The following is an 11,327-nucleotide window of genomic DNA, read 5'->3' as shown; positions in this document are numbered from 1 at the left end:
TGCGATGGATTGCGTGAGACTGGCAGCCCCCATCGGACACTGGTGTTTGCAAGGTCCCCCGGATCTCTATTCGGTCCCGCGCACCGCGGTGCTTGAGGTGACCGCGTCCTTGCCCGCCAGAAGTGCTGACATTCTCCGCGCCGGCCAGAGAGCGTGTGATTCCACAGCCTCATACCCCGGCGCGCTCACCAACCATGAAAGCCAGCGCAGCGCCGCGCAGGTAGGCCCAGAGGTCAAGATCACAATTGCGCGACACGGCCTCTCTGTGCTGGTCGACGCCTATGATCATCGCCGGGAATCCCCTCTTCCTTCCAGGCGCTTTTCAGGATCGCACGATGTCGCTACAGCAGGAGGAAACCGGTTGCAGGGCCGGCGAGAAGTAACAGGATGCCGGCAACTTCTTCCAAGTCAGCGCCCACGGTCTTCAGCATCTGGGAATATCAGTATGCCACCGAGCATAGGGCGTCAGCACCAACTCATTGGGCGCCGCGTGCCCGACATCTGGATCTAACGCCGACTTCCTCATGTAAGCCCACGCGGCGAGTTCGCTATCGTTCGAACGAACTTGCGGCAATAGAGCGGGTATAGCCAGTGGTTTTATGGCCTGCCGAATGGCTGCTTTGGCGCATGGAAGCTCGTGCGCTTGTGGCCTGGAATGTGCGGCGGATCCGCGTGGATCTCGGTATTCCGCAGGAGCAATTGGCCTACGATGCGCAGATTGACCGTTCACATATGGGGGCTGTTGAGCGGCAAGATGCGAATCCAACGATAGATCTTCTCGATCGAATTGCCAAAGCACTTGGTGTCCATGTATCTGAGTTCTTTGTCAGCCACCCAAAGGAGCAACGCCCCGTAGGACATTGCGCAAAGGTCGCAAGCCTGCTCGTCCACGTCAAAAGAAGAAATAGCGCTCAGGTCGCATAAGCTCGCTGATAACTTGGAATTTGGCGAGCCGGAGTTCGGCAGTCGCAACGATCTTTCTGGCCGCGATCAGCTGGTATTTATAACTTTGCAATCGGAGCCGCGACGAGAGATCTCGATTGGTGCGCAGCGTCGCTGGATTACGACAATGGCAGCCCGCAAGCCTGGTGCGAGCATATCACCGGCGAATGCCAGGAGAAGCTTGCGCCATGTTCGTCGTGATGAAACGGAATGGCTTTCTTAATGCGCTTGAAAACATGGTCAGGTCGATGTCAGCAGGCTCAATGTGGATGTCGCCACCATGCCGCCATCGGACTTCCCTGCGCTTCAGAAGGCACTCAAGACCAGGAATGATAGGGCGGACTGACACGACCCTAATCGATGACGATTGCTGCTGCTGGGAGGTCTGAAAGCCGCCACGATTGTCTGTTGCCTACCGGGGCGAGGCCCGCCAGGAGCCCGACTACGAAAAGGTACGGTTCTAAGCCGGCTTTGCGATGCCAGGAAACCGGCGGCAGCATAAGGCACATGATTGGGCATCGCTGCAGATATCAACGATGGGTCGTCCGTTAAGAAGCCGGATTGAGCTGGGCTGGCGAGGGGGGCGGAAAGCAGCCGCAGGAACAGGCGCAAAGAGTTCTCTAAGCCAACGAGGATGCGGCGGAAATTGTGGCCGATGGCTGAGAGGACGACGCTGGCAGCGTCCCCGGCACGGCAGCTAAGGTAGCAGCGTCGAGATGGCCTTCGGCCTTCATGTGTCCGATGATTGGTTCGATGGCGGAACGGCGTCTCAGCTCCCGGCCGGCCGTTCTCGCTGTAGAGCGGGGCGATCTTCCCATCGACCCGGTCCGAGTGGTTGACGGGCCATATAGCGCTTTCTCACGTCGGGCGGTGTCTTGGCTGACGCATATATCTAGGATCACGTTCACACCCCGCGCGGCCGCGACAAGCCGGATGGTGCCCTGCATGAGGTTGCGGCGTTGCGGCTCGCCACGGTGCCCCTCGAGGCGCAAAAAAGAGCTCAACAATCTGAGCGAAGGTGCGGTCGACGACGTTATGCTCGACGTAGTCGACCCGATCGGCGAGGCCGGTCCGGACGTTGCGCGGTTCGCTGCCCTGAAGGCCCCTCTCGGCGAGACGGTACCCGGCGTGCAGATCAACCGCTTCTACGCCTTCGCACTTGCTGCGATGAATTTCGCTGCGGCCCAAATCATGAACAGGCAGCACGAGCTCGTGATCGGCGGTGGCGCTGAATCCATGAGCCGGGTCGGCATGGGCGCATCCGGCGGTGCCTTGGCGATGGATGCTTCCATCGCGCTGCCACCTTGTATCATGTGGCAGGGCGTCTCGGATGATCCGATCGCCACCAAATACGGCTTCTCCCGCGAGGATGTCGACGGGTATGCGTGGTCGACCTAGGCCCCCTTCGGATCGCGGTCCCAGACGGCGAGTCCCCAGCGGTCTGGCTTGTCCAGCAGAACGGCATCACGCCGGCGACTGAATGGCACGTCACTGTCGACGCGTTCCTGGATCAAGGCGCTGCGCTCGAGAACCTGCCGCTCCTCCTCGAGCGCGACAAAAATCGCGATTCGCTTCTGTTGCATTGGGATGAGTGCAAGGCTCAACGAGCCGACAAGAGGCCGAGTTGAAACGCGCAGAGCTAGGAAACGAGACCCGACCGAGAGGTCAGGTCTCGCTACGCAACACTCGCCGGGAACATATCCCCAGCCGTTGCGCCACTGAGGCGCTACTCAAATACGATTATCCGGGCAACATTCCGCAACTGCGCAAGGCAAAAACACCGTTTCGGTTAACGGAGGCGCATCGTTGCCGGACGGCCGCGCGATGAGTTCGACGACAAGGTGAAGTCTCGAGCGACTACTCGAAGCGCGAGGCTAACCGTGGATTATAGCTACCTACGTGAAGGTGCGCCAGAATGGGCTTTTCACGGGTTTCGGTGATCATCGCGGTCAGTCACCGCGACATAAATGTCGAGCGCGCCTCGTCGGCCGGAAAGTACCGCGAACTCTATGACTTTTGCGAAGCGAACCGTGCAGCGCCTGGACCTTCTTTTTGGGCCCATGCTCGGCCCGAACGGTACCCGAGATACACGAGCTTTCATCGCACCGTGAGTTCCCAAATAATCCGGACGTGCCCCTCTGGAATCGAGGGGCGGAAAATATGCATATTCCTGACGCGCAGCTTACTCCTATTAATCAAATTCAGGACGCGCCCGACATCTCCCTGATCAGAGAAGAGCACATACATCACGCCCTTGTCATTTAGGCGGCGCCGCGCACCTTTGAGAGCCGAGGCCATGACATTGTGATCTTCATCGAAGCAAGAGCGCTCCAGGTCGTCTTTCGCTTTACGATTCCAATAGGGGGCGGCAAAGAGAATGATGTCAAATTTTTCTCCGGAATGCAGCCCAGAATAGGTGTCGCTATAGCGCGCCTCGGCTTTGTCCGAGTAACCTAACCTCTCGATGTTTATCTTCGTCGTGAGGACGGCTTGCGGATTTATGTCGAGTGCCACTAGACAGCCTGCGCCGGCACGGAGCGCTGCAAGCCCTAGTACGCCTGATCCGCATCCCAGATCGAGTACTGTCGCGCCAGGTTCGATGTGCCACTTCGACATCAATGCGTCGGGACCGTGACTTAGGCGTGGAGACAAAACACCAGGCAGGACGTGCAGGGGCAGGCCGCTTACTTCCACGTCATGTGGGCGCTCGCATAATCGCAGTTCGGCTAGCATTGCATCTACGTCAGTCGTTTGGCGCCTTACAGATACGCCTAGCGGGGCATTCATCTAACTCTCCATCTTGTGGTGAAAACAACATCGCGAGACGCCGGCGGCCAGCAGGCCGGTCTGGACGAACTGCTTCAGCGGCCGGCAAGCGGTGAGCTGGGAAGCCGGATAGCCGGCCTCATATCGCTCTCCATCAACCGACTGCCAACGATAGCGCGGCTGTTCCCGCGCCTGCTCTCTCGGGAAATGGGCACACGGCTTTAGAGAACATCTGTCTACGCGTCTGAATGCACAGCTTCACTCGGTGTTGCTGCCCCTCAATAGCAACGGCCGTGCCAGGAACGCTAAGCGCAGCAAGCGCCTATGATTAGGCTCTGCGGCATCCTGGCATTCGCTCGCCGAGCACCGTGATAAGCCTGTATCAGGCGGTAGCCGTGCCGAGGACCATACATGAAATCGTCCTCTTGCCGCACCATGCGCCAGTGCGAGCTAGAGGAATCGCTTGCGACTTTTCGGCCGAACGTCGCGTTTGCAGACACGCTGGCGATCTACTGACATTTGTCACGTTTGGTTTCCGACAGAAGCACGAACTGCGCTCACCTGATCAGTTTTCGGGTACCGAAAGCTGCCCAGCGCCTGCGGCTCTGGGCATTGACCCGATTCTCGCTTTATGCCTGTCCTCAGCGCCGACTGCTACGTTGTGGCAAAATGTCCCGTGCTGATGCGGTAGTCGCCGCCAATCTCGGCATCCTTGTGCGATGACTAGCCCGTGTCGCGCCAGCGCCATTTCGCGGCGCCCGTCACCAGGGACGCTGGACGGTGTTGAGCGATAATGCCGTGTCTCAGTTTGAAATTGAGGGATCAGCCCTTTTCCCAGGCCGCTGCTGCCGCTCTGGCGACCCCAGACCGCTCTTGAGCGGGAAGATGCTTTTCCCGGACCTTCGACCCTTCTTACCGCCCTTATCATGGCTGGCCGATCGCAACCGGCGATCCTGATGAGCCCACTGGCAAGTCCCAACGATACCGCGGCTGCTCCCACGCCTATTCTCTCGCAAATGGACACACGGCGTTAGAGAGCGTCTGTCTGACGTCTGAATGCACAGCCTCAGTCGGTGTTGCTGCCTCTCAATAGCAACGGCCGTGCCAGGAACACTAAGCGCAGCAAGCCTATCGTTAGGCTCTGCGGCATGCCGGCACTGGCTCGCCGAGCACCGTGATATGCCTGTATCAGGCGGTAGCCGTGCCGAGGACCATACATAAAATCGTCCTCCTGCCGCACCAACCGCAGCCCGAAGCACCCTCCCGGCGCAACGTAGGCGACATCCGGCAGACAGCGACCCGCTGTCATATCTCGCTCATTCTTAGCGGGAAAGGTACCGTTGGACCGGGAATCGCTCACTTCTGTGTTTTCGTCCACAGCATGCCATGGCACCATACATGCTCAACGCCTCCCCACTGGCAGGCCGTTGCGACATTCGGGAAGAAACCGCGTCCATGGTTGTTCGCACTCGTGTTGCAAAGCAGTGGAATACCCGTAAGTTTCTCATATTCGACGAGAAGCTTGGCGACTTTGTGCTGGGACGATCTGGGAATGGTTTGCAATCGCGCAGTTCCGTCCAGATGTACAACGGCGGGGACTTTGTCCCGCCATTCTGCTCGTGTCTGATGATCAAAGAGCATGTAAGGGTCCGGCGTTCCAGGGCTGAAAATGTCCCGGGCACGATCCTCCAAGCATATCGGAGCGACCGGCCGGAAGTGTTCGCGTAGTTTGATATCGTTGAGATGATCCTTCATTCGCGCCGTCGTCGCGGCTGCGAGAATGCTTCTACTACCCAGTGCCCGAGGCCCAAGCTCGGCGCGGTCGGCAAAGAAAATCACCGCCTTGTTACTGGCGAGAATGGTCGCGAGTTCACTCATGCTACACGGCGCGGCGTCCCATTCGGTCGGCACATCGCTCGGCTGCAGGGCTGGACCGCTATAGACTGACCATTGTAGCGGCACGAAGCCTTTGTCGGCCGCCACTGCCGAGCAAGCGGCACCGATTGCCGACCCGCTGTCATTCGGAAAGGGCGGCACCCAGACAGCATCGAACAGGCCGCTGGCGCGTAGTGCGCTGTTCCATTTTATGTTGAGAGCGCAGCCGCCTGTTATACACAAGTTGCGCGACGGAAAACGTGAGTGGCGCTGCAAAGCACGCGCCATTTCGCGAACGAGCAGACGCTCATGGAAACAATGAAACGATGCAAGCACATCTTCGGGAGCCTTGGACTTCAACCGCTGCGCGCTGGCATCGACGTAATCATGCACAGCTTCAAGCGCAGACTCCGGACTGTCAGGACGGGCGAGCTCTGCATTGGTCCCAAAGTGCTCCTCGTAAAGCTCCTGAAAGACCGTGACGATGTTTTCATCAACAGAGCCTAGTGCGATATAGGCCATCAACTTGCCGGCCACACCGAGGTCCCAATTGGTGCGCGTCGCCTGCTTATACGGTCCGAAGTGATAACCTGCGGCCGCATAGGCGTGCCCAATCATTGGGAACAGGCATTCGATGAACTGGGCGCCGCGGAGTTCTACATAATAAAGACGTGGAAAGGTGCCGCCGTCCCACACCAGACAGAACGCGGGTTGTCCTGCTTTCGCAAAGGGACTCGTGCAGTATGCGGCGGCCACATGGCCCGTGACGTGCGGATAGCTCCTGTAAGGAAAGGATTTGCCGCCCAGTAGCAGGCCCGTGCCGTCGCGCGACGTTAGCAGGCCGTCGGCATGACTTTCGATATACGGCGCACCTTTGAGAGTAATTGGCGTAGCCCCACTGAGGACCTGGAATTCCGACTCCCCCTCTCCCCACCAGCCGTCGAGGACGAACTGATCAACATCCGACGCATCCAGCCCCTGCTCCGCTAAGGCGACGACAACTGCATCGAGATTGTCAATGCTTTGATACCGCGGATTGTTGTCCCGCTTCTCCTGCTCGACACAAAAAGCAAGTCGTCCGTCCTCGATAAGAGCGATTGATCCGTCATGCGTCAGCTTGATACCGCAGATGCGCATAGTGCCTCCATGTTAGCCCCAGACAATTCGATTTATTTGAAGACCGTCTTCGCTGCTGAAAGCAGCGAGCAAACAGACGCACTCGAACGATCAACGCTTGGTCAGCGCTTCCCGGACCATCTCTGCATCAGCGGCATGACGCCAAGCGTTCGAGCGGTATCACACGCAGATCCGAGTACCAGATGCCCGCCTGGCGTGAGCGTGCGCATCTAGGTTGCGGATGCGCATTTCAGCCAGGTCATGACCTAAGACGAGACTTCCAAGACCATCAGGTCGCCCCGTCCCCGATCGAGATCGGATTTCGGATCACGACTTATATTTTGCCTTCATTCTCAGTGGCACGACGTCATCTCGATGGCTGGTTGCAACTAAGGCGCCTCCCATTCTGCGTTCTCGCCCGTAGCCACAGCATGATTTGGGCCAGTGCAAACCAGAGGAATCTGGTCGCAATTTCTCGGCCGAATGTCTCGTGTGCAGACACCCTGGCAATTTACTTACATTCGGCACGTGTGGTTTCGGACAGAAGCACGATTACCGATTCAGTTTTCGAGCTTCCGAAAAATGCGGAAGCGTGCGGCCCCGAGGCCTTGAACGGCCTTGGCAAGGCCTGCCCTCAGCGCCGGCCCCTGCATTGTGGCATAATGTCCTCCCCAATCATCATTGGCGCGCGTCCTCGGATTGCGAAATCAACCACGTGAGGGGAATCGCCGTACCGGTCGAGCGATGCGACTAGAAACTCCCGGAGCGCCTTACGCACCTCCGGATCCAGGTCCTTCGAAGGCGGAACGGCAGCTCGATCCAATCCGTCTTCAACCCCATAGGTCGCAGCAGCCTGCCCCGGGGTGGAGATGACGTAAATCGTGGTATGGATTTATCGCTCTTTCACTTGTTTTCATGCGATCGACAACGCATGTACGATCATCGTAAGGGCGTCGCCAATTACCTCCGACCATGCCATTCGCCAGTGGTGCGGTACAACGAAGCTTCGAGGCTAATAGAAATAACGCATGCGATACTCGTGGCTTCGCCCTTGGGTAGGACAACTAGAGCCCAGGATTCGATATGCGATCCGGCGGCGGCAGATCATGAACCGAGAATTCAAACGTGCATTGCCGTGAACCCACTCCGACCGCCGCGACGAAGGGAGTCATAAGCTTGAGTGAGAGCCCACCTCTTTTCCTACCGCTTCTTTGCGGAACACTCGCAACGGTCAGCTGGAGCATCGGCAACGTTCTGTCCAAGGCCGCGCTCTGCTGCATCGAACCGCTCTCGCTTCTGACAGCGCAGTTGGCTGTGAGTGCCGCAAGCCTGATCGTACTATCGATCTTCTCAGGTGCGCCGCCTCGCTTGAGCGATTGGCGTGCTGGCCTTGCCGGCATCCTGCAGCCGGCGCTTGCGTCTGGTCTGTCGATCTTCGGACTATCGATGCTGCCGGCGTCGGTAGAGGCGATGCTGTTCGCAGTTGAACTGCCGATGGTCATACTTCTTGCGTGGTTGATCCTTGGCGAGATCCCTAACCGTGCTATCGTCTTTCTCTGTTTGTTGGCTTTTGCGGGGGTCGGCTTTTTGCAATGGACCTCTGAATCTGCTCCTTCCGCAACGCCGGGACTGGGGGTCGCTCTCGTACTCGCCGGCGTACTATTCGCCTCACTCTACAGCATAGCGGTCCGTGTGATGTCGCAAAGCGTGGATGCGTTGCGCCTTACAACAACGAGCCAGATCGTCGCGTTTGCAGTGGTCGTATTTGCGTGGATTTGCGTTCGCCCATTGCCGACGCTCTCTGTGGTCATCGGCGATATTGTTCCGGTGGCCGGATCCGGATTGCTGCTCTTTTCGATCCCCTTCCTCCTCTACGGGATCGCGCTGCAGCGAATGAGCGCGACAGCCGCCGCTCTGTTGCTACCGCTCGTTCCCGTGCTTACATCCATTTTCGCATCTATCTTCCTTCGGGAAACTCTGACCGCAACACAGTGGCTGGGGGCCGTTGCGGTTCTTGTCTCGGCCCTGGGAATGCCCCTGGCCTTGCGCTCCCAACCCCATGGCTCGGAAAGATCACCCCACTCTCCTGTCGGGAGAAAGCCTTGAAGAAGGAGCTGGGCAACGCGCGCGCTGTCAACTCCGGAACGGGCGGTCGAACGTGAGTTATTGCGAGCGCAGTCAATTGCGGCTCCTCGAGCCAGCCCTCAATCCTAAGTAATGTGCGGGTCGAGCTTGGACGGCCATGCGAACCCTGGTCTTATAAGGCCGACGGCAGCCTCGGTGCGTGGCACGCGCCTCGCCGGCCGTCACCGTGCTGCGGACGGTTTCTTGGCGAACGTCGCTGCGGTTGCCGGCGCGGAGCTCGTGCAAGCGGGTTGCAGGCCGCGCACCTGTCCGGCACGACGACCGACGCAACTGCCAAGTTCCTCGTGGTTTGTGCGAGACTCGGCCTTGAGCCCGACCGGATGGAGCGAGCGATACTGATCCACGTAGGCGCCGCTTTACAGCCGCGTCAACTTGGCATGCGCCAGCGCGCGCTGATAGGGCGTCAACGGAGCATGATAGCGCTTGATTACTTTAGAGCATTTTCCTACCTGACGGAATCGGAAGTGATTCGCTTGCGGCAAATCGTGATTCACTCTGAGGGCTGGTGATGGAGGCCAGCCCCATCGCTAAACCGCTCTCGCCGCACCTTCGTTTTCGCATAATTCGGCTGTGGGCAGTCACTGATCGGCCGGATCGGAACTTTCCGTCGGATGGTCGAATAGAATCCGGCACGGCGCCGCCGCCTACCGCCGCTCGCCGCGACCCCTACGTCGACGAGCAAGCGGTCGATGGTTGCAGGGGTGATCGCGAAAACACGATCACGATCTGCCAGGCCAGGCTTCAATCGCCCATGTTGCTCAAGGGCCGGCAGCAAGATCGGAATCATCACGTTGAGCCGCTTGCCGCATACCCGATCCAACGCTTCCCATAGCGCCGTCATCGCGTCCTTGATCGTCGCGCCACATCTACGTCTGCGCTCTCCCGGTGCCTTGACCTGTCAGGCCCGACCGCCTCGTGTTGCCGGAGTGCGGGCCTGCGAGGGCCTCACCACCCTCCTCGATCAACGCACGCAGCTTCGCCGCGCAGCGGTACCTCTATTTTGAAATAGCTGACGAGCGGCACCTCTCGTGCAAGACGAACAAGAATCGGCACCGTCAGCGTCACGCCGCTGAGCGGTGCGTCCTGGACCATGATCGCAATAGGGGCTGCTTCTAATCAAATCTTCTCAGCCTCGATGAGTCCGTCAAGAACGTTCAATGATTCGAACAGATAGTAGGATCCGAAGATCGTCTCTGCATTGTTGGCCGAGTCCTGAGCGCGTGCATCGCGACGCTTGTTGAAACAGGCGCCGACCAACATTCCGGGCGGGCGGGGATCGTCCGGCTTTGTTGGCGTCAGATAGGTCTCGATCAGGGCCCTTGCCGTCCGTTCGCCTGCCTCACGATATCTGACGCGCAGTGCCGCCGTCGGCGCGAGCCGCGCCAGCTTTAGCAGCGCCGAGCACGTGATTGCAGTTGCCGCCGTGTCCGTCTCCGTGTTGGGAATGTCAGGATCATCAAAGTCCCAGAACGCGACCATGCTCGCTGGCACGTGCGAAAGCCACCAGTCCGCTCCCGCCATCAACTGCTCCATCCAGCGCGTCTCATGAGGATGGTGAGCAAGCGCGATCGCCGCATAGACGAGCCCCCAAGCTTGCGCCCTGCCCCAGACACTCGTGTCGCTGAATCCCTTGTGGGTGAAATGGCGGACTATCTTGCCGGTGGACGGATTTAGCTCACTCGACTGAACGATTGAGCCATCGGAGCGCATATGAATGTCGAGCACGCGCGTGGTATGGCGCGCCGCAATGCCAGCGTATGAGGAATCGCCTGTCCTTGCGGCGGCCCAATACAGGAGCGAGACCGCCTGCAGAGAGTCGATGCTGCTGAACGAATTGCCAACATCTTCCGATTCCTCCGCATCGCGGCCTAGCGGAATGAGGCCAAGCCGGCAATCGAATTGCGTCTTGAGCGAGGTTGCGGCATCCAGTGCCAGGAGAGCTGCGTCCTTGTCTTGACACAGGACGTCGCCAAGAGCGACCCCATAGTAGAACCCAAAGCCCTTGAACGCGGTTTGCAGCTGCGCGCGCGGCTTCAAGCGGCTGCTCCAGAACCGAGCTGCATCGAGGTATTTCGCCTCGCCAGATCGCCGCGCGAGCAGCCACAACATACCCGGCCATGCGCCACCGGTCCAATCGCCGTCCGGCGTCGTCGTCCATTTGCCGGTCGAGCTGTCTGCCCAATGCGGAAACTCTATTTTCATCGCGGCAAGCGTCTGATCGACTCGTGCTTGCATCAGGTCTATTGCGTGTGCCCAGCGCGACTTGCTCATATCCGACACTCCTTTGCCACTTGCCGAAATCCCAGGGCATCGTTCCCGGTGCTAACCGTCCAATGTCCGACCGATTTCGCTTCGGGCGAGCCGATGGCTTAAGCGGGTCAGGAGCACGCAGCTGCGTTTCTCCAGCTATGGCTCCTGATCACGAGCAAACGCTCAAGGGCTATCCGCCTCAGCCCGATCGTCACGCGCATGACCAGTGTGTA

The 11,327-nt window shown here is 59.0% G+C and carries 5 protein-coding genes and 4 pseudogenes; 3 read left to right on the top strand and 6 right to left on the bottom strand.

Features of this window, described 5'->3' with window-relative positions:
- Positions 1 to 627: 627 nt before the first annotated feature.
- Positions 628 to 908 (top strand): annotated as a pseudogene (locus IVA96_RS04490) (helix-turn-helix transcriptional regulator).
- Between the two features lie 664 nt (positions 909 to 1,572).
- On the opposite strand, the pseudogene IVA96_RS04485 reads toward IVA96_RS04490, so the two are convergent.
- Positions 1,573 to 1,721: pseudogene (locus tag IVA96_RS04485) on the bottom strand (IS5/IS1182 family transposase); the annotation flags it as partial.
- Positions 1,722 to 1,817: 96 nt separating this feature from the next.
- Between IVA96_RS04485 and IVA96_RS04480 the strand changes: the two are divergent.
- Positions 1,818 to 2,328: pseudogene (locus IVA96_RS04480) on the top strand (acetyl-CoA C-acyltransferase); the annotation flags it as partial.
- Positions 2,329 to 2,336: 8 nt separating this feature from the next.
- On the opposite strand, the gene IVA96_RS04475 reads toward IVA96_RS04480, so the two are convergent.
- From IVA96_RS04475 to nodU, 3 genes are all read right to left on the bottom strand, one after another.
- Positions 2,337 to 2,525, bottom strand: coding sequence for a hypothetical protein (locus IVA96_RS04475; protein ID WP_247415543.1), 189 nt, complete (start codon positions 2,523 to 2,525; stop codon positions 2,337 to 2,339).
- A gap of 514 nt (positions 2,526 to 3,039) precedes the next feature.
- A complete protein-coding gene (locus IVA96_RS04470) occupies positions 3,040 to 3,675 on the bottom strand; it encodes a methyltransferase (RefSeq protein ID WP_256465461.1) in 636 nt (211 codons plus the stop codon).
- 1,389 nt (positions 3,676 to 5,064) lie between these two features.
- Entirely contained in the window at positions 5,065 to 6,720 is a 1,656-nt protein-coding gene (gene nodU / locus IVA96_RS04465) for a nodulation protein NodU (RefSeq protein ID WP_247415539.1), read from the bottom strand.
- Between the two features lie 1,155 nt (positions 6,721 to 7,875).
- On the opposite strand from nodU, the gene IVA96_RS04460 reads away from it, so the two are divergent.
- Complete coding sequence (locus tag IVA96_RS04460) at positions 7,876 to 8,805, top strand: DMT family transporter (protein WP_247415537.1); 930 nt, start codon at positions 7,876 to 7,878, stop codon at positions 8,803 to 8,805.
- Positions 8,806 to 9,773: 968 nt separating this feature from the next.
- Here IVA96_RS04460 and IVA96_RS04455 read toward each other — a convergent pair.
- Positions 9,774 to 9,957: pseudogene (locus IVA96_RS04455) on the bottom strand (dihydrodipicolinate synthase family protein); the annotation flags it as partial.
- 3 nt (positions 9,958 to 9,960) lie between these two features.
- A complete protein-coding gene (locus IVA96_RS04450; protein WP_247415535.1) occupies positions 9,961 to 11,115 on the bottom strand; it encodes a glycoside hydrolase family 88 protein in 1,155 nt (384 codons plus the stop codon).
- Positions 11,116 to 11,327: the final 212 nt, after the last annotated feature.

The sequence above is a fragment of the Bradyrhizobium sp. 159 genome (assembly GCF_023073795.1).
GTDB lineage: Bacteria > Pseudomonadota > Alphaproteobacteria > Rhizobiales > Xanthobacteraceae > Bradyrhizobium.
This window is presented reverse-complemented; position numbering and strand designations above follow the sequence as displayed.

Coding starts and splice junctions, on each gene's coding strand:
- IVA96_RS04470 (WP_256465461.1), bottom strand. CDS start 3,675: ATGCTAGCCGAACTGCGATTATGCGAGCGCCCACATGACGTGGAAGTA.
- nodU (WP_247415539.1), bottom strand. CDS start 6,720: ATGCGCATCTGCGGTATCAAGCTGACGCATGACGGATCAATCGCTCTT.
- IVA96_RS04475 (WP_247415543.1), bottom strand. CDS start 2,525: ATGCAACAGAAGCGAATCGCGATTTTTGTCGCGCTCGAGGAGGAGCGG.
- IVA96_RS04450 (WP_247415535.1), bottom strand. CDS start 11,115: ATGAGCAAGTCGCGCTGGGCACACGCAATAGACCTGATGCAAGCACGA.